The organism is Shewanella marisflavi (genome assembly GCF_023283925.1).
Lineage (GTDB): Bacteria > Pseudomonadota > Gammaproteobacteria > Enterobacterales > Shewanellaceae > Shewanella > Shewanella marisflavi.
In genome coordinates this window covers 66,929-92,792 of record NZ_JAKIKX010000011.1, presented here as the reverse complement: position 1 = coordinate 92,792, position 25,864 = coordinate 66,929, and the positions used below count along the sequence as shown (strand labels likewise).

24 protein-coding genes and 1 pseudogene are annotated in these 25,864 nt (G+C 49.6%); 11 read left to right on the top strand and 14 right to left on the bottom strand.

The window, feature by feature from the left end; genetic code table 11:
• Window positions 1-37: 37 nt before the first annotated feature.
• Together L2712_RS17405 and L2712_RS17400 are read right to left on the bottom strand one after the other, a co-directional pair.
• Window positions 38-496, bottom strand: a complete 459-nt coding sequence (locus tag L2712_RS17405) for a hypothetical protein (RefSeq protein WP_248978527.1) — start codon at window positions 494-496, stop codon at window positions 38-40.
• A 541-nt stretch (window positions 497-1,037) separates the two neighbouring features.
• Window positions 1,038-1,838, bottom strand: a complete 801-nt coding sequence (locus L2712_RS17400) for a hypothetical protein (RefSeq protein WP_248978526.1) — start codon at window positions 1,836-1,838, stop codon at window positions 1,038-1,040.
• 606 nt (window positions 1,839-2,444) lie between these two features.
• Between L2712_RS17400 and L2712_RS17395 the strand changes: the two genes are divergently transcribed.
• Both L2712_RS17395 and L2712_RS17390 read left to right on the top strand, forming a co-directional pair.
• Window positions 2,445-2,906 (top strand): 5' nucleotidase, NT5C type, encoded by a 462-nt coding sequence (locus tag L2712_RS17395; protein ID WP_248978525.1) that lies wholly within the window; start codon window positions 2,445-2,447, stop codon window positions 2,904-2,906.
• A 288-nt stretch (window positions 2,907-3,194) separates the two neighbouring features.
• The gene (locus tag L2712_RS17390) at window positions 3,195-4,745 is read left to right on the top strand and encodes a hypothetical protein (protein ID WP_248978524.1); all 1,551 of its coding nucleotides are present in this window, start codon (window positions 3,195-3,197) and stop codon (window positions 4,743-4,745) included.
• A gap of 15 nt (window positions 4,746-4,760) precedes the next feature.
• Here the strand turns inward: L2712_RS17390 and L2712_RS17385 are convergent, their stop codons facing one another.
• On the bottom strand, window positions 4,761-5,771 hold the full coding sequence (locus tag L2712_RS17385; protein ID WP_248978523.1) for a DUF4917 family protein: 1,011 nt from the start codon (window positions 5,769-5,771) through the stop codon (window positions 4,761-4,763).
• A gap of 358 nt (window positions 5,772-6,129) precedes the next feature.
• Window positions 6,130-6,273, bottom strand: a pseudogene (locus L2712_RS17380) (transcription elongation factor GreB); the annotation flags it as partial.
• 385 nt (window positions 6,274-6,658) lie between these two features.
• On the opposite strand from L2712_RS17380, the gene ompR reads away from it, so the two are divergent.
• The 4 genes from ompR to L2712_RS17360 all read left to right on the top strand — a co-directional run bounded on the left by ompR (window position 6,659) and on the right by L2712_RS17360 (window position 11,731).
• Window positions 6,659-7,384 carry an osmolarity response regulator transcription factor OmpR gene (gene ompR, locus L2712_RS17375; RefSeq protein WP_011867431.1) on the top strand — a complete coding sequence of 242 codons (726 nt, stop codon included), beginning with the start codon at window positions 6,659-6,661 and terminating at the stop codon, window positions 7,382-7,384.
• A 34-nt stretch (window positions 7,385-7,418) separates the two neighbouring features.
• On the top strand, window positions 7,419-8,729 hold the full coding sequence (envZ, locus tag L2712_RS17370; RefSeq protein ID WP_248978522.1) for a two-component system sensor histidine kinase EnvZ: 1,311 nt from the start codon (window positions 7,419-7,421) through the stop codon (window positions 8,727-8,729).
• A gap of 105 nt (window positions 8,730-8,834) precedes the next feature.
• Window positions 8,835-10,799: a methyl-accepting chemotaxis protein gene (locus tag L2712_RS17365; RefSeq protein ID WP_248978521.1), complete on the top strand. Its 1,965-nt coding sequence runs from the start codon at window positions 8,835-8,837 to the stop codon at window positions 10,797-10,799.
• Window positions 10,800-10,885: 86 nt separating this feature from the next.
• The gene (locus tag L2712_RS17360) at window positions 10,886-11,731 is read left to right on the top strand and encodes a hypothetical protein (RefSeq protein ID WP_248978520.1); all 846 of its coding nucleotides are present in this window, start codon (window positions 10,886-10,888) and stop codon (window positions 11,729-11,731) included.
• Window positions 11,732-11,821: 90 nt separating this feature from the next.
• Here the strand turns inward: L2712_RS17360 and L2712_RS17355 are convergent, their stop codons facing one another.
• From L2712_RS17355 to L2712_RS17340, 4 genes are all read right to left on the bottom strand, one after another.
• Window positions 11,822-12,295, bottom strand: a complete 474-nt coding sequence (locus L2712_RS17355; protein ID WP_033540299.1) for a peroxiredoxin — start codon at window positions 12,293-12,295, stop codon at window positions 11,822-11,824.
• 134 nt (window positions 12,296-12,429) lie between these two features.
• Complete coding sequence (locus tag L2712_RS17350) at window positions 12,430-12,972, bottom strand: DUF2937 family protein (RefSeq protein ID WP_248978519.1); 543 nt, start codon at window positions 12,970-12,972, stop codon at window positions 12,430-12,432.
• A gap of 29 nt (window positions 12,973-13,001) precedes the next feature.
• Window positions 13,002-13,217 carry a DUF7661 family protein gene (locus L2712_RS17345; RefSeq protein ID WP_248978518.1) on the bottom strand — a complete coding sequence of 72 codons (216 nt, stop codon included), beginning with the start codon at window positions 13,215-13,217 and terminating at the stop codon, window positions 13,002-13,004.
• A gap of 111 nt (window positions 13,218-13,328) precedes the next feature.
• Entirely contained in the window at window positions 13,329-14,078 is a 750-nt protein-coding gene (locus tag L2712_RS17340) for a class I SAM-dependent methyltransferase (RefSeq protein WP_033540306.1), read from the bottom strand.
• Between the two features lie 202 nt (window positions 14,079-14,280).
• On the opposite strand from L2712_RS17340, the gene L2712_RS17335 reads away from it, so the two are divergent.
• On the top strand, window positions 14,281-15,120 hold the full coding sequence (locus L2712_RS17335) for a 23S rRNA (adenine(2030)-N(6))-methyltransferase RlmJ (RefSeq protein WP_248978517.1): 840 nt from the start codon (window positions 14,281-14,283) through the stop codon (window positions 15,118-15,120).
• A gap of 41 nt (window positions 15,121-15,161) precedes the next feature.
• Here L2712_RS17335 and L2712_RS17330 read toward each other — a convergent pair whose 3' ends face one another.
• The 4 genes from L2712_RS17330 to L2712_RS17315 are packed head-to-tail and all read right to left on the bottom strand — an operon-like array spanning window position 15,162 to window position 17,855.
• Window positions 15,162-15,524: a nuclear transport factor 2 family protein gene (locus L2712_RS17330; protein WP_088905711.1), complete on the bottom strand. Its 363-nt coding sequence runs from the start codon at window positions 15,522-15,524 to the stop codon at window positions 15,162-15,164.
• Window positions 15,525-15,529: 5 nt separating this feature from the next.
• Window positions 15,530-16,258 (bottom strand): lytic transglycosylase domain-containing protein, encoded by a 729-nt coding sequence (locus L2712_RS17325; protein WP_248978516.1) that lies wholly within the window; start codon window positions 16,256-16,258, stop codon window positions 15,530-15,532.
• Window positions 16,258-17,268, bottom strand: coding sequence for a DUF3137 domain-containing protein (locus L2712_RS17320; protein WP_033540310.1), 1,011 nt, complete (start codon window positions 17,266-17,268; stop codon window positions 16,258-16,260). The genes L2712_RS17325 and L2712_RS17320 overlap by 1 nt, the downstream gene beginning before the upstream one ends.
• A gap of 17 nt (window positions 17,269-17,285) precedes the next feature.
• A complete protein-coding gene (locus L2712_RS17315; protein WP_248978515.1) occupies window positions 17,286-17,855 on the bottom strand; it encodes a LemA family protein in 570 nt (189 codons plus the stop codon).
• Window positions 17,856-18,652: 797 nt separating this feature from the next.
• Here L2712_RS17315 and L2712_RS17310 point away from each other — a divergent pair.
• Window positions 18,653-20,266 (top strand): AbgT family transporter, encoded by a 1,614-nt coding sequence (locus L2712_RS17310; protein ID WP_248978514.1) that lies wholly within the window; start codon window positions 18,653-18,655, stop codon window positions 20,264-20,266.
• Window positions 20,267-20,301: 35 nt separating this feature from the next.
• Here the strand turns inward: L2712_RS17310 and L2712_RS17305 are convergent, their stop codons facing one another.
• Window positions 20,302-21,174, bottom strand: coding sequence for a LysR family transcriptional regulator (locus L2712_RS17305; protein ID WP_248978513.1), 873 nt, complete (start codon window positions 21,172-21,174; stop codon window positions 20,302-20,304).
• Between the two features lie 93 nt (window positions 21,175-21,267).
• Here L2712_RS17305 and L2712_RS17300 point away from each other — a divergent pair, with 93 nt between their 5' ends.
• On the top strand, window positions 21,268-21,768 hold the full coding sequence (locus L2712_RS17300; protein WP_033540314.1) for a lactoylglutathione lyase family protein: 501 nt from the start codon (window positions 21,268-21,270) through the stop codon (window positions 21,766-21,768).
• A gap of 87 nt (window positions 21,769-21,855) precedes the next feature.
• On the opposite strand, the gene prlC is transcribed toward L2712_RS17300, so the two are convergent.
• The gene (gene prlC / locus L2712_RS17295) at window positions 21,856-23,895 is read right to left on the bottom strand and encodes an oligopeptidase A (RefSeq protein ID WP_248978512.1); all 2,040 of its coding nucleotides are present in this window, start codon (window positions 23,893-23,895) and stop codon (window positions 21,856-21,858) included.
• Window positions 23,896-24,226: 331 nt separating this feature from the next.
• Between prlC and L2712_RS17290 the strand changes: the two genes are divergently transcribed.
• Both L2712_RS17290 and L2712_RS17285 read left to right on the top strand, forming a co-directional pair.
• A complete protein-coding gene (locus tag L2712_RS17290; protein ID WP_033540850.1) occupies window positions 24,227-25,003 on the top strand; it encodes a hypothetical protein in 777 nt (258 codons plus the stop codon).
• Window positions 25,004-25,108: 105 nt separating this feature from the next.
• Complete coding sequence (locus tag L2712_RS17285) at window positions 25,109-25,681, top strand: hypothetical protein (protein WP_248978511.1); 573 nt, start codon at window positions 25,109-25,111, stop codon at window positions 25,679-25,681.
• The last annotated feature ends 183 nt before the right edge of the window (window positions 25,682-25,864 follow it).

The window sequence follows — 25,864 nt, the reverse complement described above, 5'->3', positions numbered from 1 at the left end:
CAGAAACGCGTTAGAGTATTTGATCAGTAACGCTTCGCTAAGAAGCGCCGCTATTGTTTTTGGCGTCTTTTTTCAGCGCCTTGTTAGAGAGTTTTCGGTAGGCTTCTGGATAGTTATCGGACACGAACTCTTGAGACAGTACAATTGAGTCTGAGTCGTCTTCATTCGAGAAATAAAAGACCTTTGTTCCTATATCTAAAGCATTGCCACAAAAAGTATTAGATAACTTGATGTCGGCATCAATTTTACCGCGAACCCTATGAGTTAGAGCAACCCTAAGAGTGTAACTGTATGGAAAAACTATACGTTCTTCTACGTCTTCTTTAGGAGCATCTAGACTTATCTTTTCTAGAGTATCATTAATTAATCCAGTAACTACACCCTCATACGCATTGTCAGAATTAGTACTCATTTCTTTAAGCCAATGACTAGCTGGTCTACAAGCAGAAGCCTCTGACGAAAAAATCATAATTAAAATAGTAACGTAAATCTTCATTTGCTCTCTAACGCCCAAAGCAGCGGCGCGCGTTAGCGCGTTCAGCCCGAAGGGCGATGCTGCCTTTGCTTGTTATATTTTTTGCACAAACTTTGTATAGCACTCGTTACACAGCCAAGTACTACCCCCATAAAAATACCCCGTTGACTCCTCCTCATTATCGGAGGCGAAGATAGTCCAGTAGCAAATAAAACAATGCTCATGATCGTCTGGGTTGTCATATTTTTTGAAGAGCCACTCTTGCTGCCTAGCCCACTCAACATTGTCTTGAATGTCGGCAACCTTCCATTGCTCTCCGTGTATCTCTATTAGCTCAGTCATCTCTTAAGAAATATAACGCCGCCATAACAGCGCGGGAACGGAGTTGTTTGATTTGTGCTATTTAAGCACAAATTAAGCGACGCAGTGGACGTCCTGTTGATGGCTTTGTTATGAAACCCGAATTCATAAACTGAGTGCAGCACTTTTTCTATGCAATTAAGAAGGCACTTTTGTACCAATGACTTGAGTGCAACAAGCAGAATTGGCAGAGAATGCTCAATTATGGGCAAAGTGAATGCCAAAGCTGATCACTTCCAGCACTACCCTCAACGCAAGCATCTGCTGCGCTGAAGACGCCGGGTATATCTACAGCGCATATCCTCTCCCAGTCACCACTTGTGTCTGAATGGTAAAAAATATTACATGCGTATGCATTACGACTTTGCGAAATTGCAAAGCTTGCAATGCACTTCGTGTCATTCTGACAAAGAGTCACACAAGAGCCGTTATTTACATCGGTAATAGAAAAAATCTCGCTATCCGCAACAAATCCACCTGACAATACCCAATAAGCTTTATCATCTCGAGTTTTGATGCTGAGTAAACCATTATTAGGAGCATTGTTGCACGATGACTTCCCGCCAGAACCATCATCAAAAAAGGTGGTAGCCCTCATTTGTGTCAGCGTACCAGTTGGTGTGCTATGTACATCAGAAGGGCAACCTTCTGGATGTTGACCAAGATTAGCTAATGCTTCACAAATATGTTGGTGGTTGAGCTCCACTCCTTGCGACTGACTAACTTCTGCTGCTGGTCTACAGTCATCTACTGAATATTGACCATCTAGATTTATATCTTCGTTAATATCATTTATTGAGTTCTGATTAAGATCCCAGCAATTGATACCATCAACACCATCAACACCATCAACACCATCAACACCATCAACACCATCAACACCATCAACACCATCAACACCATCTGAACCCGCGGAGCCGGCATTTCCATCATCTCCTTCCAATGGGCAGCCTTGCAACATTGCTGCAAGTAGAAGGAGTATGACTAAATTTATACGATTCATAATATGTTTCCCCACAAATTTTTAGTAAGTAGTAAGTTTAGTACATAACATTTTATTAGTGCGCATGCGCGTTTACCTCGTTGGACCAGTGAAAACACGCACCGCTAACTATCTGTATGTAATGAAGTTATCAGCATTTTGCCAAATATACCATCTGGAAAAACGCGCATGCGCGTTTTCCAAACCTATTATCTACTTAACGAATATTGTAAGCATCTAATTTTAAATCCATTTATTTATACCGAAATGAGAAAACGCGCACAAATACAGGATAAAAATCATTCAAACCCTTGTGATTTGAATATGACTGTATAGTTATCCAGTTTTTTGGTTGGGGAGTAGTGAATTGCATCACGCGGGTGTAGCGATAAAAATTTCTAGGCCAGAAAGTCTGCTCGTTACTGACCCTCCGACAACTTGATAACTCATTTTGGGGCAAAACCTTGTTATCAATCGCTGCTAAACTAGCACTTTATTGGCTCTTCTCCGCTTACATGAGCTTGACAGTTAGATCAACATGGATAGCCTGAGTACTGAGCAAATAGTTTTCGTAAGATTATTAATCCTCATTTTTCAAACCAAACACTTAGCGAAGGAATTGACTCAATGAAGCCTAAAGTCGTTTACGTAGATATGGATGACGTATTAGCAGAGTACACCCAATCTTGGGAACTTAAGAGGCAACAACGTCCTGAGCAGGCCTATCCTCAAGCCGAATGGGGTTTCTTTAGTGAACTTTTACCTAAAGCTGGGGCCATTTGTGTAATGAATCGAATGTTATCTCACCCAGGTTTTGAACCATATATCGCCACAGCTCCAAGCATATACAACCCTCTTTGTTATATGGAAAAAAGAATATGGATTGAACGTCATTTAGGTATGAACTACGTAGATCGCTTAATTATTATCTCCAACAAAGGTTTGTTAGAAGGAGACTTGCTCATTGATGATTATGTCGAAGGAAGAGGACAAGAATTTTTCAAAGGTGAAATATGGCAATTTGGATCAACGAAATTTCCTGATTGGAAGTCTGTAGACAAATGTCTCTTTGGTATTGAGCCAAAGTAGTTATCTTGTCTCAAGACGTTAGACATAGTAAGCCCCCAGAGCAATTTGAACAACCTCATTTGAGGTATTAGGGGGCCAATGAAATACGGACCATTCCATTCTGTAGCGATCTCTGTGAGCTTTTTTAGAGGGGTGTGAAATAGGGATTTTATAGTGACTGTGACATATCCCACCAATTTGTCTGATTCCATGCCTCGCTAGCTCCCTATCTATAAGGTATTGTTAACTAAGAGTCTTGAAAAACCCTTACTCCATAAAATGGAAATATATATAGCGCAGTGTGACATCATGAGTTTATTAGAAGATATCTTGAATGAAATAGGTCCCTGTCTAAGTACGGACTTGGTACAAGAACTGGTTGATAGACACCATCTATCTCATGATGCAGCTCGCAAGCGGGTTTCGAGAGCAGGTAAAGATATATATCGTCTAGAAGGGTTACCTTTCCCTCGCAATGTGAAATTTGTGTATTTAAAAAAGGACTATCGTTCTCCTTACTTCTGGGGAGCATTGTATTCCGCATTTAAAGATACAAACTCTGCTTATTGGTATGCAATTGCAGCACTTAAAGAGCGTGATGGAGTGATGCCTTACGAGCACTTTTTGATTTCATGCGGTGCGCCCGTACGACAGCAAAAGCATATACCACCTGAAAAAATCATCGAACGTCTTGAGATGCACGAAATTCTATCGGTTCATGATTTAGATGGCTTTGGGCGATGTGTTGTTCTTAATCAATATGAGCAAGACTTGGATTTCATTCTTCCTGACATAAGAGCAAGATTGATAGCTGAAAAGCTCCTCATAAGTGCAGTATCTCAATGGGCAAAGAATCTAGGTTTAGTCAGTTATAACCTTTTCAAAGATCGTAATGAGGAACAGTTACCTACCGTAAGCACAACAGTTTGGGATATGGCTGGACCATCTTATATATCACCCTTGGTTGATATCGGGCAGAACGACAAGATAAAGCCTGGCTTTTTCGCTTGCGACATCCTATTGAACAAGATAGTCAGCGATGATGGTATTCAGCCGTTTTTGAGGAAGTGTAAAACGTTAAGGGGGCTGCCAAATGTTGGTCGTTGTATGCAGATGTTTGTTGCCAACGAGTACAAATCTGATGCTTTCAAGCTAGCGAAAGAAGCCGGAGTTTTACCTGCGACAGTGGAAAGTCTTTTTGGTCGTGATGTTGCTAAGGGATTGGTCAACTTACTGCGAACCCTAGAGAGTGCTGCTCAAGCTGTCACTATAGAGCCAGAGAGATTCAACCAACTGTTCGATCAGTTGGGCAAAATAGAAGGTGCTGTTGGAAATCTCAGAGGCGTATTGTTTGAGTATTTCTCTGCAAGCGTTGTTCAGAAGGCTTATCGAACCAACTATGTCCGGTTAAATGAGGTTTGCAAAACACAGGATGGTAGCCGAGCAGAGTCAGATATCATTGCTGAACTGCACTCAGGGGAGATTCTGTTTGTTGAGTGTAAAGGTCATCAACCCAATGGCGCAGTGTCATTTGATGAGATCAAAAAGTGGCTTCAGGTTCGGGTGCCAACTCTCAGAAAATGCGCACTGGAGCACCCAGACTGGAAAAGAAAAAACTTATATTTTGCACTGTGGACGTCCGGAGGATTTTCCGAAGAATCGTTAGAACTTTTGTCTCGGGCAAAAGAGAGTACCAGTAAGTACACGTTAGATTACTTTGATGCAGAAGATGTTCTCAAAATCGTCCATAGCTGTAATGACAAAGAGATGCTCAAGACTTACTTTAAGTGCTTCCTTGATTATCCGCTGAAGAAGCTAGAGAAAGATTGGTCAAACGCCCTCGATAGCGAGGGCGTTTGAGTACAGATATCTGCATTACCAAATAGGTGCTGTTGCTGCATCGTAGAACTTAACTTCTAATCCCGGTCGCTCTATGAATGCTTTGGCATTAGCTCTTGTACGAGTATTGGCAGGAGAGTCCTTATCACCAAAGATACTTACGAAAACTTTCGACACATTGCTTGTTTTGACTTGATCGAAAATATGCTTATCGTTTTCATCCATTGAATGACCGTGGATAAATAGCACACCATCAAGCTGCTTTAGAGCTTTATAGCCTGCATTCAAATATGGGTTGTGCTCGATTTTATGACGTTTTTTCTCGTGACTAGGTTCAGAAACGAACAAGGGGAACTTGCCGTTATCTAGGTTGTTTCTAACTTGGTCGACGATACTAGTGTCAGTGGCAGCTCTGAACGTATGTTTCTTAATAGCAGAACCTGAATCGTAGAGGTGTAGTCCACCATGCAGGAAGTAAACATCTTGCTCATCGGTGTTTTCCCATTCGGGACCACGGAAACCATCGTCGGTAATGTACCCGAAAGGTTCGATATCGTTCTTGTTAACAATCCAATAGAGTAAGAGGTCGTAGTTCAATGTAAAAATGTTGTTAAACTGGTTGATAAAGCTCTTTGCTGACTCAAATTGTGCAGTGGTTACTCGGCTAGAACGTGCTGGGTGAGTTCTAGAGATAACGTCAATTAGTGCATCTTTTAATTGTTCTTGGTCAGCTCTTATTTCATCTAACGTTGCTCTATCAACACCGTAAGCATCACCTACAATCTCAGCCGCTTCGAGACTTCGCATTACTTGCTCAAAGTCATAGGTTTCAAAACGATTAAAGATATCTCTTAGCTGCGCATCTCGAGCACCGAACTGTGCTTCGGTGAATAGGTTTTGATAGTTGAATATGTCTCTATCCCAAGCTTGTGAAAAGCCATTTGCTAGTAGGATGGACGGTTCTTGTCCTTCATCTAGCGAATCCAACCTTTCTTGAAAAGACTTTAGTGGCATAGCCTTGTTCTTTTTGTGTGTATTGTTATGCAACTTTATTCTTTTCCTACAATCAGGTCTACACAACTCAATCACACAAAAGACAAAAACGATCTGTGATGCTCTCTGAGAGCTTTAATGATTAAACAAGCCACAACGCTCATACATATCGCGCCCGTCAACAACCTCCCAAATGCTCGTAACCTAGGTTCAAAAATTTGGATAACTTTAAGTTGGGGAAAATGTACTTCAAACTTATCTTGAAGAGTATTTAATCTAAATGGTTTTGCTGCAAAAAACGTTTTTAGTGCTAAAACCTAAAATAGTACATCTAAAAAAGTATAGTACTATAGTTAAACCTTATTATTTCAATTATCTAGGTTGATTAGTACGCCTAAGGCAGAACTAAGTCGAAATCAGCGTTCTCACTGCGGTCGCCTTGGGCCGCCGCCTCCTGCACCTTCTTGGTGATCTCGGGGCGATACTCTTTCCACAAATACTTAAGCTCTCTATCGAGCGCTTGCCACCCTTCACGGGTGATCAACATGGCTTTCATCTTTCTCTCAATGCAACTCAATAAGGATACCCGGCAGTCTGCCTAAGGCATCGGCCTCTTTTCGGCTGATAATACCCATGGGGCCGACAGAAAAACAATAGCCAAGCTCGCAAGCAGGCCTTATGTGAGCCAAAGAACAGGGTTTCAATTTGGTTACAATTTCCCGAAACAGCTATAAGAATGAAATATTCACATTTAATATCAGCCAATTACAGCTAAAATTAGTCTAGCAAAGCGATTTTATCCAAAGGCCAAAGATCAAATCCCGCTAGGCTTTTAAATAGCAAAGCGGCTATATTAAGCAGGCACATAAGATTAATATTGAATATCAGCCAGTTGAGCGGTAAACCTCGAGCCGATCGCACTGAAATAAGGGATAGAGAGCATGGGACAAGAAACCTCTAAAATTCTCGTCGTCGATGATGATATGCGGCTTAGAGCCCTACTAGAGCGTTACCTGATGGAACAGGGTTATCAGGTCAGAAGTGCCGCCAATGCCGAGCAGATGGACAGGCTGCTGGAGCGGGAAAACTTCCACCTATTGGTGCTGGATCTTATGTTACCAGGCGAAGATGGCCTCTCTATCTGCCGTCGCCTGCGCCAGAACGGCAACACGATTCCAATCGTGATGCTCACCGCCAAAGGCGATGAGGTAGATCGCATCATAGGGCTGGAACTGGGCGCCGACGATTACCTGCCCAAACCCTTTAACCCCAGAGAACTCCTAGCTCGCATCAAGGCGGTCATGCGCCGTCAGGCGCCCGAAGTACCAGGCGCGCCGACACAGCAGGAAGAGGAGATCACCTTCGGTGAGTTTACCCTTAACCTGGCGACCCGCGAGATGTACCACGGTGAAGAGGCTATTTCACTCACCAGCGGCGAATTTGCGGTACTTAAGGTCTTAGTGAGTCACCCCAGAGAGCCACTGTCGCGGGATAAGCTGATGAATCTGGCCCGCGGCCGCGACTATTCGGCATTGGAACGCTCTATCGACGTACAGGTATCACGTCTTCGCCGACTGATCGAAAAAGATGCCGCCAACCCAAGGTATATCCAGACAGTCTGGGGCCTGGGTTATGTATTTGTGCCCGACGGTGCTGCGCGGCGTTAGCCTTGGCTAACCCTGCCGCCCATCGTCCCTCGCAATGAAATGGTTTAAACGTTTTCTGCCCCGCAGCGCCTTTAGTCAAACGGTGCTGCTGATCGGTTCCCTGTTGCTGGTTAACCAGCTGGTTTCCTACCTCTCGGTGGCTGTCTATTTTATTCAGCCCACCTACCAACAGATCAATCAGCTAATCGCCCGCCAGGTCAACCTGCTGTTTGTTGACGGCATAGATGTCGGCCGCGAACACCTCTCTATGGTCGACGCCCTCAATGCCAAGGTGCGCGACGATAGCATGGAGATCTACAACCTCAAACAGGCTCGCGAGGCCGGGGTAGAACGCGCCGCATACTACAGCCTGTTATCGGCGCAGATGTCTGAGCATCTGGGCGGCAAGGCCGAAGTGCGCATCGCCCAGGGCAAGGAGTTTGAGATCTGGATCCGGCCGCCTCAGGCGCCCAGTGTCTGGATCAAGGTCCCCTTAACTGGCTTTAACGAGTTTGGCCTATCGCCACTGACCCTCTATCTGATGGTGATCGGCGCCCTGAGTGTCGCCGGCGGTTGGTGGTTTGCCCGAAAACAAAACAAGCCGCTGAAACGCTTGCAGAAAGCAGCTATCTCAGTTTCCCGTGGAGACTATCCCGCGCCCCTGCCACTCACCGGTTCTACCGAGATCATCGAGGTAACCAACGCCTTCAACCGGATGTCACGCAGTATGCAGCAACTGGAGCAGGACAGAGCCTTACTGATGGCGGGGATCTCCCACGACCTGCGCACGCCACTGACCCGCATTCGTCTCGCCTCTGAGATGATGGTGGAAGAGGATGAATACCTTAAAGAGGGGATAGTGCACGATATCGAAGATATGGATGCCATCATCAATCAGTTTATCGCCTATATTCGTCAAGATCAGGAAGCCAATCGTGAACAGGTACAACTCAATGATCTGCTGCAAGATATTGCTCAAGCCGAGGCCAATCGTGATGCTGAAATCGTGCTGGCACTCAGTGACTGCCCCGAAATCCCCATGCAAGCGGTGGCAATCAAACGCATCATCAGCAACTTGGTGGAAAACGCCTTTCGCTATGGCAACGGCTGGGTAAAATTAAGCTCCACCTTCGACGGGCACAGGGTCGGCTTCAGTGTTGAAGACAATGGCCCCGGTATTCCCAGCGAGCAGATCCCCAAGCTATTTCAGCCGTTTACTCAGGGAGATATCGCCCGAGGCAGTGTCGGCTCTGGGCTGGGGCTAGCGATCATCAAACGTATCGTCGATCGCCATCAGGGCAAGGTTGTCCTCACCAATCGACCCGAAGGCGGCCTGCACGCCCAGGTATGGTTACCGCTGGAGTAGTACTGACACCACTCGCTTGTCTGACTTTTCAGACCTAGTCACCAATGTCATCAATTTGCAATCTTTACGTCATATTCTGGCGCAAACTGTCATTGGCGCTTGATCATGAAAATTTCCACCCTCTCTCTCTGGGCTTCTGCCACTCTGTTATTGCTGGCCGCACTGCTGGCTGGTGTTGTCGTTTGGAGCAATCAGGAGCGCGCGCAGATAGAGCAGAAAAATCAGATGCTCGCCGAGCTGCAGCAGCAATTTCTGCTGGAGGTGCGCCGTCAACTGGAAAACTATCTGAGCACAGGCAACAGCCAGCAACTCAACAACGCAAGACAACAACTGCAGACTATCGCCGCCGGTCTTAACCAGCTCTCCCATGAAGAGGCCAGCCGACTGCAGCAGTCGATCACCAAATTTATTAACGACCTGGACAGTCAATACCGCGCCGCAGGCAAGCTGGCCGGTAATCCACGTCAGCTGCTGGCCCATGCCGAGAGCGAGATGCTCTCCTACAATCAACACCTGGCCGAATATGCCGACAAGGGACTAATAGAACACCCCAAGCTCGCCAAGCAATACCTGCAACTGACCCAGAGCCTGCCGCCCCTGGTCTATCAGCTGTCACAACTGACCCAGGATTACCTGATAGGCAAAGATCAACGACTAAAACCTTTGCTGGCCACACAGATACAGGCGCTGACCGAGTGGCATGATCAATTGGCTAAGCTGCCACTAATAGGCTTGTATGAGACTGTGGAGGCCGACGAGTTTGCCCTGGGCGACGATGAAGCCGAGCAGATAGAGATAGGTGAAAGCGACTACAGTGAACTCCTCTCCCTCAGTCAGCGCTATGGCAAAGAGGTGAGCAATACCCACCAGCTACTGACCGCCAATCAGGAGGCTCAAGAGGCGATGATGGCCGCTATCGTGCGCATCGAAGATGAACTGCTCAAATTAGGTCAGGCCCAGCAAGCGCAAAACCTGCATCTCAAACAACAACTACAAACCTTGCTCTATGGCGTGGTATCTGTGCTGGCGCTGTTTGCCCTCATCTATCTGTTATTGCAGCAACGTCGAGTGGTTAAACCGCTTAAGCACCTGAATCAGGCCTTCATGCGCCTGAGCGAGTCCAACAGCCGTGAACGCCTGACCATAGCGCGTCGCTGTGAGACGGGTCAGATAGCCGGTCACTTCAACCAGTTGCTGGACAGATTCGAGGCCGAAGATGTCGCACAAAGAGTTAAGATAGGCCAGATCTCCACCTCCTTGTCGCAGTTAGTACACCGCATTACCGAGCTGACCCAAGGCACGGAAACCACCCTGGGCATAGTCGATACGGCGCAGAACCAGACCGAGCAGGTGCGAGCCATCGCCCGTGAGGTGAGCGAGCTCTCCAGCCAGGTCGAGCAACATGCCCAGCAAACCCATAGCCAGATGCTTGCCAGCCAGCAGGAGGTTCAGGCCTTCATGAGCGCCGCCGATGAGACTCAGCAGGCGGTGAGCCATTGCCATCGTTCGCTGGACAGCTTGACCACCTCGGTCAACGATGTCTCCACTATTCTCGATGTGATCGGCAATATCGCCGAACAGACCAACCTGCTGGCCTTAAACGCCGCCATCGAGGCCGCCCGCGCCGGCGAACAGGGACGCGGCTTTGCTGTGGTGGCCGACGAGGTGCGTAGCCTGTCACAGCGTACTCAAGAATCACTACAGCAGGTCGTGACCATCCTGAGTCAGCTCACCGACGCCAACCAACAGCTCACCCTTAGCGTCGAGGGGATAGCAAGCACCAGCCAAAAACAGGCCCAAGGCGCTCAGAAGCTATGGCAAGTCACCCAGACGGTACAGCAGCAATCCCAGGAGATGACAGAGACTGCCCAGCAGGGTGCTCGTTTCAGCGGCGATCAGGCCAACCATTTGGACAGCCTGTCTCAGGCGATGGAATCACTCAAACAACACGCCATGGCCTCCGCCAGCCAGAGTGAGGTGATTGCCGATGAAGTGGCGCAAGGCGTGGCCGACATTGAAGCCAGTCTCGGCATCAGCGAACAGCAGTCTCCACTGCAAAGCGCGGCCTAAATATTCAGTTTAGTCTACTGAAAAATATCGCCTTTTATGCTAATGTGCGTGCATCATAACGGATGATGAATTCACAGAGGCGCCTCATGAAAACTCCACTAGCACTGGGCTTAGTCGGTCTACTTAGCTTTTCTGCACTTGCAGATTCCGACAACTCTCCTTTCGCCATGTCGCTCATTGCTGGTCTTGAGTCTTACCCGGACTCAGAGTTCAGCTCTATGTCTCGCGGCGGCGGTCTGTCGTTTATCTGGGATGACTTGCGCTACGACAATCTTTACCAGCTAGACAACAACTACTTCCGCGTGCGCGCTACCTACTACTATGAGCGCGACTCTGAAAAATATGACGAAGATAGATACCGCGACTCCATGGATCTGCGCTTTAACTATCAGCGCCCGTTTGCCAGCTTCGGCAAGCAGCAAGACTATCTATTGAGTTTCCACGGCCGTTATGAGGGGCATTACAACAGCCAACAGCTGGAAGAGTTTGAACAGCTAGCGGTGGCCGGTGTGTCACTCAACCGTCGATTTAGCGATATCAATCACTATGATCTCGGCCTGACACTGGGGCTGGGTTATAGCGAAGAAGAAAAAGATGACGACTGGCCGCGAGAAGAGATGGGCCGCACCGAAGATGAGCTCAACCGTGCCGGTTTGGGTTACTTCTTCGAGTGGAGCAATAAGTACACCTTCGCCCACTCAGGTGTGCAGCTTGCCGCTAAATGGGCACGCTTCGATGGTCAGTGGGGCTACGATGCTGACAAGTTCTACACCATGGACAGACTCACTCTCGAGGTCGTCACACCACTGGCGAACCAAAACAATCTACTGCACTTCATGACCCAATATATCAGTCGTGATTATGAGGTAGACCTCTTGGGCTTCGACGACACCCTATATCGTGTTGCCGTAGAATATGTGCATTACTTCTAAGGCATTGCAGCTAAGTGCATGGCGGCTAACGCCATAGCAGCACAAGCCACAAAAAAGGGAGCCTTAGGCTCCCTTTTCAAATCCACCGGATTACAGCGCGGCCAAGACCACCTCGGCCTTGCTGACCTCAAAGCTCTTTGGCGCCTCGACATTCAGCAAAGTCACCACGCCATTGTCTATCACCATGGCATAACGTTGAGAGCGAATGCCGCCAAAACCAGCGGTGTCCATCTCTAGGCCCAAGGCCTTGGTAAAGCTGGCGTCGCCATCGGCCAACATCATCAATTCACTGGCATTTTGCGCCTCGCCCCAGGCCTTCATCACAAAGGCATCGTTAACCGATACACAGGCGATGATATCGACCCCTTTGGCCTTAAACTGATCCGCCAGCACCACATAACCGGGCAGATGCGCCTCAGAGCAGGTTGGGGTAAAGGCGCCGGGAACGGCAAACAGTACCACCTTCTTGTTAGCAAACAGCTCTTTTACATCATGGTTGACCATGCCGTTTTCGGTCAGCTCGCCTAGCGTGGCGGCGGGTAATGCTTGTCCTTGGGCTATCATGGAAAAATCCTTATGGTTAACAGTAAACTTAGGCAGCCAAATTGGCCTTGTCATGTCACTCACCTAAGCAGATACCTGAAGCATAGCCGTTATTCATCAAGACAAACACAGACTAACCTTAGGGTTTCTATATATCACGCCCCTGAATGCGCCTTGGTTTTTGGGCGCAGGTGGCGATAGGCGCCGCGAGCGCAGCGGCCACAGCCGTGCAGGGTCAGTTCACACAGCATGGCAAACAGCAGACCAAACACCAAGCCAAAGCCGATAGCGCGGCCATCTAGCAAGATGCTATGGCTGAAATTCTGCCATACCTGATCACGGATCTCAGGCAACGGCGCCAGCACAAGCCTGTCGAAACCGCCGTAGGTTGATTGATTAAACTCAGTCAGTGCCTCTGACAGCAACTGATACCTTTGATAAATCGCCTCTATGCTCTCGCCGCCGGCATTAAACACGGCATCGGGATTCTGCTTATAGTGGGTAATCAGCTTATCGAGATCGCCGCCAAAGAAACGGTCCGCATCGCGCTGAAATTCTGCCAAATTCTGTTTAGCCTCCTGGGTATGAGCAGCAAGCGCCTTGCCATACTGATCGACAAAAGCGGGAACCTGCACCCCGAGCAGAACGCCACAGACAAAGAGCAATAATCTCAGGTAATCCATCAAGCGTCTTATCATCACTTCCCTCCCCTTGTCTTAACGGATCACTAGCTCTCTAAGCTAACCTTTGGGTGCTGGGCACTGGCCTGTTCGTGATAGATATCATCCTGATAACCTAGCAGCTGATCTTCCGTCAGCTCGGGCGGAATCACCACATCATAGACACGGCTGCGCATCCCGGTTTGCGACTCACTAAACAGCTGCCACTCCTCGCCAACGCGCCTCACCGACATGGACCTGCCGAACACATTCACCCTGATCATTTCACGCTCCTTTGCACTCTTGCTGGTAATCACATCGACAACCCTCATCTGCAACGAGCGTTGACAGCCCTATCACATCACAAGATAAGCAGGCTAACAACAGGGTGAGCACTACTCGCTCTTCATCGCGGCCTTAACGTAGACATCGAAGCGGTTCTTCTTGGTTTCGATGCGGGTGCTGGGTTTAACACCGTCGAGATCATCGGCGTAGTCGGGGCGTTTGACCACTACGCGCTTGCTGGCGAGGGCCATGGCAGGGGCCAGCAGGCCGTCGGCATCGAGATCGGCGCCCACTAGCGATTGGAATACCCGCATCTCTTTCTTCACCAAGGCAGACTTTTCCCTGTGAGGATACATAGGATCCAGATAGACCACATCCACCTGCTCGCCCAAGGCTGCCAGCGCCGTCAGGCTAGAGCCATGGACCAGACGCATGCGTTCCTGCATCCAGGAGCCGATATCGGCATCTTCATAAGCGCGGCGCAGACCATCTTCCAACAGGGCGGCGACCACAGGGTTACGCTCCACCATGGTCACAGTACAACCTAGGCTGGCTAGCACGAAGGCATCTCGCCCCAAACCTGCGGTGCCATCAACCACACTAGGGGTCACGCCTTGTTTAAGGCCAACGGCCTTAGCAATAGCCTGGCCTCGACCGCCACCAAACTTACGTCTGTGAGCCACGGCGCCAGAGACAAAATCGACAAATATTCCCTTAAGTTTGGGCTCGTCGCGCTTGTTCAAGATGAGGCAGTCATCTTCAAACACCAACTCAAACAGGGCGTCCTTGTCGAACACTAAGCCCCAACGGTCACACACGGCTTCCAGAGTCGGGTATTGGCGATTAAAAAAGATCCCCATGGGCAGAACATTTGTTGATGATGCAGTCACTTTGGCTCGGTAAATTAAGAAATCACGCCGACATTATGCCAAAAGTGCACCACGCTGAATACGCTCTTTATGCGTGGCACGCTGTTACGCGCTCACCAACTCTCTGTACCTAGGCGGGCATCCCCCCTATAATCGCTCTATCAGGCTAGCGCCCTCACCACCTGGAATCTTCATGTTAAGTTACCGCCACGGCTACCACGCCGGAAACTATGCCGATGTGCTTAAGCACACCCTCTTGTTGCAAACCTTGAAATTGATGCATAAGAAGAACAAGCCCTTGGTGTATATCGACACCCATGCCGGCGCCGGTGGCTATGCACTGTCAGACGAGTTTGCACAGAAGACGGGCGAGTATTTAGAGGGGGTCGCCAAGCTGTGGGATAAGCAGGACTTGCCCGAGGCGCTTGGCCAATACATAGGCGATATCAAACACTTCAACAGCGGTGACGAACTCGAACTTTACCCAGGCTCACCTGCATTTGTTGACATGAATCTGCGCGACGCAGACCGCATGGTATTGCACGAACTGCACGGCGCCGATCATCAGCTGCTAGATGAGCAACTGGGCGGTGACAAGCAGATCAAGGTGTTCAAGGGCGATGGTCTTAAGGGGCTATTGGCCGCTGTGCCGCCGCTGGAGCGCCGCGGGGTCATTCTTATCGACCCTAGCTACGAGATTAAAAGCGATTACCAGGAAGTCGCCAAAGCCGTTATTAAGGCGCATAAGAAATTTGCTACCGGGGTCTATATGATTTGGTATCCGGTGGTGAAGCGTGAACAAACCGAAGCCATGTTTGACATGCTGAAACAGAGCGGCATTAAGAAGCAGCTGCGGATAGAACAAGCCATCAAACCCGACAGCGAAGAGTTTGGCATGACGGCCGCAGGCCTTTGGGTGATCAACCCACCCTGGCAACTCGATGAGATCGCGCAATCGACCCTGGATTACCTGCACCCGCTGCTTAATCAGGGTGGCGGCCATGTTCAAGTCACCTGGGAAGTGGGCGAATAGCGCCCTAAATAGTACCGAGACCTAATAGTTAGCAATAGTAGTTAGAAGAAGGGCGCGCAGGGCGTGCCCTGATGATAGATGATCTGCCAGCATCCGGCCTCGCACTTCCACAACGAGGTACGCAGCGAATAACGCTTATTCACCTCGTTCACCGGCTTAAAACAGGCGCGATAGTTAAGCTGAGCCAGATCCGCACTCAATAACCGATACTGAATATCTGTCACCTTAAATACCGGCGGCTTCTCTTTGGGCAGGCGCGCCAACACCTCTGGCTTACCAAAACTCACGCCCGTCGCCCCCACCTCAAGAAAATCGACATGAATAAGCTGGTCGAGCGCCTTAGGATCGGTACGCACCTCTGGGCTAAGCAGCGCAATTTCCTGTTCGATAACGATCTGCTGCATCTTGACTACCCCAATTTCTGATAGCGTTTCAACAGTATCTTGACCCGTTTCACATAGGCCTGGGTCTCTGGATAGGGCGGAATGCCCTTGTACTGGCTCACAGTGGTGGGACCGGCATTGTAGGCGGCGCAGGCCAGATCGATGTCACCATCAAATCTAGCCAGCATCTTAGCCAGATAACGGGCGCCGCCATCGATATTCTGCTCGGGTCGGTAGGGATTCTTAACGCCCATCTCCTCGGCTGTGCCTGGCATCAGCTGCATCAAGCCCATGGCGCCGCTGCGCGACAGAGCAAATACATTAAAGGCAGACTCGGCGTGGATCACGGCGCGGATCAACGCAGGATCCAAACCGTGGGTCTTGGCGGCACGAGAGATCAACTCATCATATTCGGCGCTGAACAGCGGTATCTTCTGCCAGTCGAGATCTGAGTCAGGTTTGCAGGCGAAGCATTCATACAAGAGCACCCTGAACTCACTATGGCCCGGTGCATGATCGGCAAAGGCCACTACGCCGTTGGCCTGGGTATATTGATAGACTTTGATCTTGCTATCGTCGATGTCATCTAGGCGCGGCGCGTCGCTGTTACTTAAGATGCCATGTTTAGAGTAGCTCGCCTTGTAGCGCGGCTTTTCCGATTGCGCCGCCGCGTCCTGCGGCCAGCACAGCGCCAGGCCGAGCCAGAGGCACAGCAGCTGTAGGGCAAAATAGGCATGACGCACTGCAACGGGCATTAAAATCCAATGTCTTGATCGAGTTTGAGTACTTCAATGATAGCAAACAGCTGCTTCATCTCTCGGTTTATTTGGCTGAACTCGTACTCGAAGGTGGCGCCGTCGAAGATAGAGCCTAACTCGAAGCGATTATCGCCACTCTGCAACATGATCAATAACTTGTCTTCGTAGAAAGCACACTGGATCTTTTTCGCAAACAGGTTGGCCAGAGACTGCAGACGCTCCATAAAGCCGAGAGTAAGCAGGTAGCGCGCCTCAATTTGATCGTTTGAAAATACATCAAACCGCTCTTCAAACCTGGGATCTTCGAGCTTAACCCGGCTCAGGCTCTTAAAGCTGCTGGAGAGAAAGTTCACTAGGCCGCCGCGATTTTTCACTACCACAGTATGACCCTTAAACGCCTTATGGCTGCTGAGTTGCACCATAACACCACGAAAAACAGTTTCTGTTTCGGTACTCTTCTCGCGTTTAACCTGTTTGGTGAGCCACAGCTCATTGATGGCGATCTCCACGCCCTTGTAGGTGCCCTGCACATAATCATCGAACTTAGCATTATCATAGCCAGGCAGTAACTTGGAACGCTTAAGCTGAGTTAGGCTCATGCTATGGCTGGTGCTGAAAATAAAGTCATGGCCGAAATAACGAAAGATCTTAGGAAACACCTCTCGCTTCACATCGGATTTATAATGCTTCACCGGCCGATAGCACCACCAGGCGAAGGGCAGAAATAAAACAATGTAGAAGACCCAAGGTATATCCAGGTAACCAGACACACTAAAGATAAAAATCAAGGCTGCCACGGCCAGGAGAATACCCAGACTGGTATAGAGACGACCGCGCAGCGCCTTAAGGCTAGCAACTCTATGATTTTCAAATTTACGGGTGAGCGGCTCAATATGCTCGTCGTAATAGGCCTTAAACCGCTCCTGCTCCTCGGGGTCGGCCACCAAACGTTGTGGCTGACGCTCGGCCTTGATCGGCTCACCGAGGATAAAACTCAATATATTCATCTATTCAAGACTGGGATTTATTTTAGGTAATCGGCAGCGTCCACGGGGGCTCTTGCGGCCTCTTCGGCCTCATAGAAAGGCATCGCCTTGACCTTGGCCATAGAGGCGATAATCGATCCAGGGAAGATCTCCACCGCCGTATTCAGTTCTGATACCGCAGCATTATAGAAACGTCTCGCCGCCGAGATGTGCTCTTCCACCTCGCTATAGGTGCGCATCGCCTGCACCATAGTTTGATCAGACTTAAGCTCGGGATAATTCTCGACGCTGACCATCAACTGGCCCATCTTGCTATTGAGCTGCTCGGCCAATCCCAAGTGCTCTTTAATCGCCGACGCGTCATTAAGATCATAACCCGCGGTGACCTGCGTACGTAGCGCGGTGATCTCCGTCAGCAGCGACTTTTCATGATCCATAAATTTCTGTGCGATCTTAAGAATGTTGGGCACCAAATTAGCGCGCTTCTTCAACTGCACATCGATACCCGACAAGGCTTCACGCACCGCGTTACGCTTCTTGATCAGGCTGACATACCAGAGGTAGGTGATGATAACGACTAGGCCAAGGCCTAACAGCAAACCTTCCATCTTTGAGTTCCTTCCCTTTAGTTATTGTTATCTGTCTTTGATTAACGCACCAGCTTCACCGATTTTCGCGATAATTTCCAGCAATTTATCGGCTCTCCCTTCGCCATTTCGCTGCTGCTATATTCATCTTTTTTCAGCTAAATTGGGGAATCTGCAACTTTATCCGCCGCAAAAGCCTGCTTTTCGGCCTAATGAGTATCTTTTTCAATCATACAGAGCAAAAGTCACAATAAGTGTCACATCAAAACTAATTATCTATATCAAACAGACAGATAAAATAACGAAAAAAGTTACAGGATAATGAAAAGCCCAGTAATACAAGGGAATAACACTAAGATAGATAACACATTGACAGGTATTCGAATAAAAATAGGCCAGAGCTAGGCGATTTATGAGCCAACTGGCTCAACCGGACGAGTCTTTACCATTTACTTGCACAGAGATTAAACAACAGGCAGCTGGGTATTCAAATCAGCCTTAAACCTGACCTAAAGCAGACTGCTCTGCTGTTCAGTCTTCATACAGCCAAGTTGGGCTAATATTTCAATCAACCAAGAGGCAACCCTATCTTCCCAAGCTGGGTTTTGGTTTCAATCATCATCCTTTTATTGGCCCACTTAACTTTAAGTTGGGCTTTTTTTTTGCCTGCAAGCCACCCCTATACGCAACTAAGATTGAGTATTGGCGCCAAATTAAGCTTCAGTTAAAGCAATGCCTTCATCATAAACGGTTATCTTACCGCCCCGTGGCGGTCATAAATAAATGGGTACCAAGATGCCCAAGATGAAGGAAGAACCATGAGCTCCAATCAAGAAGAGAGTCTGGCGGCTAGTCACCCACCGACTCCCTCAACAAGCAAAAACGGCCTGTTTGTCCGCTTTCTCAACGTGGTCGAACGCCTAGGAAATCTTTTACCTCACCCCATCACTCTCTTCGCCCTATTTTGCGCCGCCGTCATAGTGATCAGCGGTATTGCCGGCTATTTCGAGCTGACAGTCAATGACCCCCGCCCAGTGGGTGCACCAGGACGGGGCGAAGATGGTCTGATCCATGTGGTCAGCCTGATGAATGCCGAAGGCCTTAGGATGATAGTCTCCAACCTAGTGACTAACTTTACCGGCTTTACGCCTTTAGGCACTGTATTGGTGGCACTGCTGGGCGTGGGCATTGCCGACCGTTCTGGCCTGCTATCGGCCGCTATGCGCACCTTGGTTATGGGCGCCTCAAAGCGTCTGGTCACCCTGACCATCGTCTTTGCTGGTATCGTCTCTAATACCGCCGCCGAGCTAGGTTATGTAGTGCTGATTCCCATGGCCGCGCTGATCTTCCACTCCCTCGGGCGTCATCCTCTCGCGGGTCTGGCCGCGGCCTTTGCCGGTGTCTCCGGCGGCTATAGCGCCAACTTGCTTCTGGGTACGGTAGATCCTCTGCTGTCGGGCATCACAGAAGCAGCGGCGCAGATGATCGATCCCGAGTATCTGGTAGGCCCTGAGGTCAACTGGTACTTTATGTTTGTCTCAACCTTCGTCATCACCCTCCTCGGCGCCTTGGTCACAGAGAAGATTGTCGAGCCTAAGCTGGGTAAATATGACGCCAGTGAGGCCAGCATAGATCTCCAAAGTCAGAAAATGGACAACGTCACGCCGCTCGAAGTCAAGGGTCTCAAGATGGCCGGGCTCTCCATCTTAGTGCTTGGTGGTATTCTGGCGCTCTCCGTGGTGCCGGAAAACGCGCCGCTGCGTCATCCTGAAACAGGGCTGGTTGCCGGTTCTCCCTTCCTCAAGGGTATAGTGGCCTTCATCTTTATCTGTTTCGCCATTCCTGGCCTGGTGTACGGCAAGGTAGTGGGTACCATGAAGCGAGATAAAGACGTCATCGACGCCATGTCCCACAGCATGAGCACCATGGGCATGTATATCGTACTGGTGTTCTTCGCCTCGCAGTTTGTCGCTTTCTTTAAATGGACAAACCTGGGTGCCGTACTGGCGGTTACTGGCGCAGATGCCCTCAACGCCATCGGCCTCACAGGTCCGCTGGTGTTCCTGCTGTTTATCATGATGTGTGGCTTTATCAATCTGATGCTGGGCAGCGCCTCGGCGCAGTGGGCAGTAACGGCACCGATTTTTGTACCCATGTTGATGTTGGTGGGTTATGCCCCCGAGACCATTCAGGCCGCCTATCGTATTGGTGACTCTGTCACTAACTTGATCACCCCTATGATGAGTTATTTTGGCCTGATCCTGGCCGTAGCCTCCCAATATAAGAAGAATCTCGGCATAGGCACACTGGTTGCCACCATGCTGCCTTACTCCATCGTCTTCTTTATCGGGTGGACCTGCTTCTTCTTTATCTGGGTATTCGCCCTCGGATTGCCAGTCGGCCCGGGTGCCGCCACTTACTACACTCCTTAAAACCCGATGCGGGGCCAGAGAAATCACTGGCCTCGCTAATTTAATAGCTCTTTAATCGCCCCGACCACAGAGTCGACCCGCTTGGGTTGTACCGACTGTCGACGACGGCAAAGATAGATGGGCTCACTCACCTCCACCGCCAAAGCATGAGCCGAGATCAAGCCTTGATGGGCAAAGGCCTCCACCGCATAGGCAGGCAAGACTGTGAAACCTAAGCCGCGACTTACCGGCTCCAAAATCAACCCTATCTGATTAGAAAAACCTTTGCTTGGTAACTGCTCGCCCTGCTCAAACTCAGGATAGTTGGCCCCCAGCAGTAACTTGGCATGGTGAGCACCATCAGGATGGTTGATAAATCCCAGCGCCTGCAACGCCGTCCAGGTGAGTGACATCTTACTCGCCGGAGTGACTAAGAGCAGCGGCTCCTTAGCAATCAGCTGTGCCTCTACCTCCTCAAGATTAGGCTGACGGGTCATTAAACCTATATCCGTCTCTAAGGCGGCTATTGCGGTTTCTACACCGGCATTGGAGGCGAAGCGATAATCCAGTGACAACTGCGGATGGGCTGATTGGAGATCCAGCAACTCGCCATAGAGCTTAAGGCCGACGCTACCGGGCGACATTAAGCGCACCAAACCGGCAAAGGGCGGATCTTGCTTGATCCCCTGCTCTAACTTGGCCAGCGACAGGAGTATCTCTTGTCCCTCTTGATACAACTGGCGACCGGCATGTGTTAAGGAAAACTGCTTACCTTCACGCAGCAGCAATTGGGCATCCAGCTGTTCCTCTAACTTACGCACATGCTGACTCACACCAGATTGCGTCATATAGAGTCGCTCGGCGGTGCGCGTAAAGTGCCCCAACTCCACCAGCGTACAGAAACTTCGTAGCCAAACAGGATTTATCATTACGTTTTGTACTTAAAATTATAAATTTTGATAATTTTACATAATTTAGTTCAATTTGTAAGCTATACCCAATTCAATTGACAGGAGCACAACATGAACAAGGCTTACCCAAGAACTTTTTCTCACATAGGTATTTCGGTGCCGGATCTCGAGGCTGCCGTTGAGTTTTACACTCAGGTATTAGGCTGGTACCTCATAATGGAACCCACTGAGATTGTTGAAGACGACAGTCCAATTGGCGAGATGTGTAACGACGTCTTTGGTGAGGGTTGGGGCTCGTTTCGTATCGCGCACCTGGCAACCGGCGACAAGATAGGCGTCGAGCTATTCCAGTTTGCGAATCAGCAAAACCCTGAGGATAACTTTGAGTATTGGAAAACTGGGGTGTTCCACTTCAGCGTACAAGATCCAGATCTAGAAGGCCTAGTGGAGAAGATTGTGGCCGCCGGTGGTAAGAAGCGCATGAAGGCGCCTCGCTACTATTACCCAGGCGAGAAGCCTTATCGCATGATCTATATGGAAGATCCTTTTGGCAATATCTTAGAGATTTACAGCCATAGCTATGAACTGACCTATAGCGAAGGCGCTTACTAATCGCTAATTCATCAGCTCATAAAAAAGGCCAACCTTTATCATAGGGTTGGCCTTTTCGCATCTAGATAGACTTATCAGATCAAAGCATTAGCCTTGAATGCCTGAGTGTCTCAGCAGGGCATCAATCTGCGGCTCGCGACCTCTAAAGCGCTTAAACAGCTCCATCGGCTCCAGGCAGCCGCCCATCTCGAGGATATTTTCCAGGAAACTGCGGCCGGTATCGGCGTTAAAGATCCCTTCTTCTTCAAAACGTGAGAAGGCATCGGCCGACAACACCTCGGCCCACTTGTAGCTGTAGTAACCTGCGGCGTAACCACCAGCAAAGATATGCGCGAAGCTGTGTTGGAAGCGATTAAAGTCAGCCGCTTTCACCACGGCAACCTGATCTCTCACCTCATCTAGCTTGGCCTGAATATTGGCACCCTCTGCCGGGTCATATTCCAGATGCAAACGGAAATCGAACAGTGAAAACTCCAGCTGACGCAGCATCATCATGCCTGACTGGAAATTCTTCGCCGCCAGCATCTTGTCCAGCATCGCCTTAGGCAATGGCTCATGGGTCTCGAAGTGTCCAGAGATCTCGGCTAATGCCTCCTCCTCGAAACACCAGTTCTCCATAAATTGGCTCGGTAATTCCACGGCATCCCAAGGCACACCATTGATGCCAGATACGCCCGCCACATCTATCTTGGTCAGCATATGGTGAATGCCGTGACCAAACTCGTGGAACAGGGTTGTTACCTCATCGTGGGTGAACAGCGCAGGTTTGCCATTGACCGGCGCGTTAAAGTTACAGGTGAGATAAGCCACCGGCTTCTGCAAATCGTGAGCGGTTTGACGACGCACGCGGCAATCGTCCATCCAGGCACCACCGCGTTTGCCTTCGCGGGCATAGAGATCCAGGTAGAAGCTGCCTCTATGCTCGCCCTTTGCGTCTTTAATATGGAAGAAGCGTACATCTTTGTGCCAGCTGTCGAAGTGTTCCTGCTCTTCGATCGTCAGACCAAACAGACGCGACACTGTATAGAAAAGACCAGACAAGACACGATCTTCCGGGAAGTATGGACGTAACAGCTCCTGAGAGATCTCATATCTGTGATGCTTAAGTTTCTCGGCGTAGTAGCTGAGATCCCACGGAGCCAACTCGCTCACGCCAAACTCTTTCTCGGCAAAGGCGGTCAGCTCAGCCAACTCATTTTGGCCCTGCTGCTTAGAGCGGGCTGCTAATTCGTTAAGGAAATCCAGCACCTGCTTGGGCGACTCAGCCATCTTGGTCGCCAGTGACTTGTGGGCAAAGCTGTCGAATCCCAGCAATTTGGCGAGCTGATGACGCAGATCTAAGATCTCATCCATCAACGGACCATTGTCGAACTCACCGGCATTAGGCCCCTGATCAGATGCGCGGGTCACGAAGGCGCGGTAGCATTCTTCCCTTAGCTGACGATTATCGCTATAGGTCATCACGGGTAGGTAAGAGGGGAAGTCCAGAGTAAATAACCAGCCTTGCTGCTCTTTAGCCTCGGCCATCGCCTTGGCTGCGGCAATAGCAGACTCGGGTAAACCGGCCAGCTCCTGCTCATCGGTTACTAACTTAGTCCAGGCCTGTGTGGCATCTAACAGCTGATTAGAGAAGCTACTGGTTAGCTCAGATAAACGTTTAACCAATTTTCCATAAGTTTGTTTATCCTCATCGTTCAATCCGATGCCTGACAGCTCGAAATCACGCAGGCTGTGAGTGATGCTGGTTTGCTGCGCCTGGCTCAGCTTGGCAAATTCATCGGACTCCTTGAGCGCCTTATAAGCTTGATATAGGCCCTGATGCTGCCCCACATAGGTACCATATTCAGACAAGAGTGGCAGGCAGGCATCGTGAGCGGCGCGCCACTCCTCTGTGCTAAGCACTGAGTTCATGTGTGATACGGGTGACCAAATTTGGCTTAGTTCGTCATCTACCTGCTCTAGCGGGGCGATCAGATTGTCCCAGGTGTAGGGGCCGCCGCTGGCAAGCACCTCATCGATCTTCTGGCGACAATTGGCAATCCCCTGCTCGACGGCTGGCTGAATATGCTCGGGTTTAATTTGCGAAAATAGCGGTAATTCACTGCCGCTTAGCAAAGGGTTACTCATCTGGTGTCCTCGTCAATCTTAGGGTATTGAGGTTACATATGGGCGACTGGGCGACTATTCAAGCATCTTGGGTAAACTAGATAGACTCCTGGGCATGAGCGCCCAAAGTGACAATTAGCAACAGCGCCTGACAGTTATGAGTTAAACCTAGCAGTGAACACCTAGCAGCGAGCTAGAGGAAAAACCTTGATCTAGAGCAAGACGATATATACTTGTCACTTACATCACAGATATTGCCAAGCCGATCGCAAATGCGAGCAATTATCATTTATGTTTAATAATTAGCCGATTATCATCCATTTCGATCCCAATAACATTCAGTGTTACACCCATGAACAAATTGCTCACTCACACCTGTATTCTCAGTCTCATGCTGGCAGGCACAGTCAACGCCGCCGAAGAGGCTAATACAGGTACAATCGATGACTCGCACATCAATAACATCATCAGCCATGGCGAAGGCCCTGAGACCTCGGTGATTCTCGATTTAGGCTGGGACTCGAAATATATCTCAGAGGGACGCAACAACTTAGATAAGGGCGGCATCTACTGGGCAACCGCCGCCGTCCAGCTGGATGATCTCACCCTATTTACCACAGTCGGTCGTGGCGATAGCCAATATTATATCGAGTGGAACATGGGGCTAGAGTATGGTTTCGAACTTAGGGATAACCTGAGCGCCGCTATTGGTTATCAACGCATCGAGACCTACAGCGATGAGCGCAGTGGCGACAACGAATTTTTCGCGACTATTGAATACACGGCGCTGGAGTGGTTAACCCCATCGGTCAGCTACACCTACTCCACAGAGGCCGCGGGTTACTTTGTCGAGGTCAGCCTGCACAGCGAATGGCCCATCTCTGAAAAGCTGACGCTGACCCCTTATGTCACCCAGGCATTCGACTTCCAATATGTGACCGAAGAGCACAACGGCCCCAACCATTTTCAGTTTGGTTTAGAGGCCCAATATCAGCTGGCCAACCGCTTGGTGCTTTCTGGCCATCTAAGCCGCACCCTGGCTCAGGAAGATATCAAACAGGAAAACCCAGATGCCACGGCTAGCCTTAACAACACCTATGCGGGCCTGCACCTCACCTTTAGCTTCTAAGTAATAGGTTCCCCGACAGAATCCGGTCATTGAAAGCTGGCTCACCATGAGCTAGCTTTATTAACAGCAGGCAAGGAGTGCCTGCCCTGACTTGGAGGACACGGAATGTCTGCCCGCAGCCACTCACTAGGCTTTATCGCCCGACACCTATTCGCTGTTAACTTTATAGCCCTCTCACTTTGGCTAACAGGCGCTGCACAAGCCCAGGACAAAAGCCAAAGCCAAGACAACAGTCTAGCTAAAGACACACCAGTCAAACCTGAGGTGATCACCTTACCCGTCGACGGTGCGCTGGACAGTCACGGCAATCCTATCGCTATCCCAGACAAGCCCACCAGCGCCCTTAACTATCGCCCCAGCCCGGTTCAGACCAAGCCTGGCCGCGATAAGAAATCGACTAAAAAGCCCAAGCAGAAACGCACTAAGAAACTAAGTCAAAAACAGCTAAGCCGCAAACAGCAGCTTGCCAGTCGCCAGCATGTGGCCGACAACCCCAGCTGCCGCTGGCTCGATAAGCGTATGTCTCATCTGGAGAAGGGCCTCAAGCGGCAAAAGAAACGCCAATATGGCTATCAAGATAAAGAGCTTAGCGCCCGTCAAAGCGAATGGATCTGCATGAAGTGTGGCGCCGAGGGGCCTAACCAAAGCGATCACCATAAGTGCCAATATCGGCGCTAACCTTGCTCGCAGTAAAAATCCGAGGGAAGCCGAGTAAAGATATCAGTGAAAGCCATCTTGTCTCACTCAGGTCTAATCTAGGCTCTACTGTCGGGTCTGCGGCTAAAGGGCGCAACACACCACTGGTTTGCTTGCCGCTTTACCCCTACAATGACCCCCATATGCAATCCTTCGAATTTGGAG

What these genes read in the sequence shown, in the direction of transcription:
- L2712_RS17395 (WP_248978525.1), top strand. Translation starts at nt 2,445, where the DNA reads ATGAAGCCTAAAGTCGTTTACGTAGATATGGATGACGTATTAGCAGAG.
- L2712_RS17400 (WP_248978526.1), bottom strand. Translation starts at nt 1,838, where the DNA reads ATGAATCGTATAAATTTAGTCATACTCCTTCTACTTGCAGCAATGTTG.
- L2712_RS17290 (WP_033540850.1), top strand. Translation starts at nt 24,227, where the DNA reads ATGAACAAATTGCTCACTCACACCTGTATTCTCAGTCTCATGCTGGCA.
- L2712_RS17355 (WP_033540299.1), bottom strand. Translation starts at nt 12,295, where the DNA reads ATGATAGCCCAAGGACAAGCATTACCCGCCGCCACGCTAGGCGAGCTG.
- L2712_RS17325 (WP_248978516.1), bottom strand. Translation starts at nt 16,258, where the DNA reads ATGCCCGTTGCAGTGCGTCATGCCTATTTTGCCCTACAGCTGCTGTGC.
- L2712_RS17360 (WP_248978520.1), top strand. Translation starts at nt 10,886, where the DNA reads ATGAAAACTCCACTAGCACTGGGCTTAGTCGGTCTACTTAGCTTTTCT.
- L2712_RS17345 (WP_248978518.1), bottom strand. Translation starts at nt 13,217, where the DNA reads ATGATCAGGGTGAATGTGTTCGGCAGGTCCATGTCGGTGAGGCGCGTT.
- L2712_RS17330 (WP_088905711.1), bottom strand. Translation starts at nt 15,524, where the DNA reads ATGCAGCAGATCGTTATCGAACAGGAAATTGCGCTGCTTAGCCCAGAG.
- L2712_RS17310 (WP_248978514.1), top strand. Translation starts at nt 18,653, where the DNA reads ATGAGCTCCAATCAAGAAGAGAGTCTGGCGGCTAGTCACCCACCGACT.
- L2712_RS17405 (WP_248978527.1), bottom strand. Translation starts at nt 496, where the DNA reads ATGAAGATTTACGTTACTATTTTAATTATGATTTTTTCGTCAGAGGCT.
- L2712_RS17340 (WP_033540306.1), bottom strand. Translation starts at nt 14,078, where the DNA reads ATGGGGATCTTTTTTAATCGCCAATACCCGACTCTGGAAGCCGTGTGT.
- L2712_RS17335 (WP_248978517.1), top strand. Translation starts at nt 14,281, where the DNA reads ATGTTAAGTTACCGCCACGGCTACCACGCCGGAAACTATGCCGATGTG.
- ompR (WP_011867431.1), top strand. Translation starts at nt 6,659, where the DNA reads ATGGGACAAGAAACCTCTAAAATTCTCGTCGTCGATGATGATATGCGG.
- envZ (WP_248978522.1), top strand. Translation starts at nt 7,419, where the DNA reads ATGAAATGGTTTAAACGTTTTCTGCCCCGCAGCGCCTTTAGTCAAACG.
- L2712_RS17285 (WP_248978511.1), top strand. Translation starts at nt 25,109, where the DNA reads ATGTCTGCCCGCAGCCACTCACTAGGCTTTATCGCCCGACACCTATTC.
- L2712_RS17390 (WP_248978524.1), top strand. Translation starts at nt 3,195, where the DNA reads ATGAGTTTATTAGAAGATATCTTGAATGAAATAGGTCCCTGTCTAAGT.
- L2712_RS17350 (WP_248978519.1), bottom strand. Translation starts at nt 12,972, where the DNA reads ATGATAAGACGCTTGATGGATTACCTGAGATTATTGCTCTTTGTCTGT.
- prlC (WP_248978512.1), bottom strand. Translation starts at nt 23,895, where the DNA reads ATGAGTAACCCTTTGCTAAGCGGCAGTGAATTACCGCTATTTTCGCAA.
- L2712_RS17365 (WP_248978521.1), top strand. Translation starts at nt 8,835, where the DNA reads ATGAAAATTTCCACCCTCTCTCTCTGGGCTTCTGCCACTCTGTTATTG.
- L2712_RS17305 (WP_248978513.1), bottom strand. Translation starts at nt 21,174, where the DNA reads ATGATAAATCCTGTTTGGCTACGAAGTTTCTGTACGCTGGTGGAGTTG.
- L2712_RS17320 (WP_033540310.1), bottom strand. Translation starts at nt 17,268, where the DNA reads ATGAATATATTGAGTTTTATCCTCGGTGAGCCGATCAAGGCCGAGCGT.
- L2712_RS17315 (WP_248978515.1), bottom strand. Translation starts at nt 17,855, where the DNA reads ATGGAAGGTTTGCTGTTAGGCCTTGGCCTAGTCGTTATCATCACCTAC.
- L2712_RS17300 (WP_033540314.1), top strand. Translation starts at nt 21,268, where the DNA reads ATGAACAAGGCTTACCCAAGAACTTTTTCTCACATAGGTATTTCGGTG.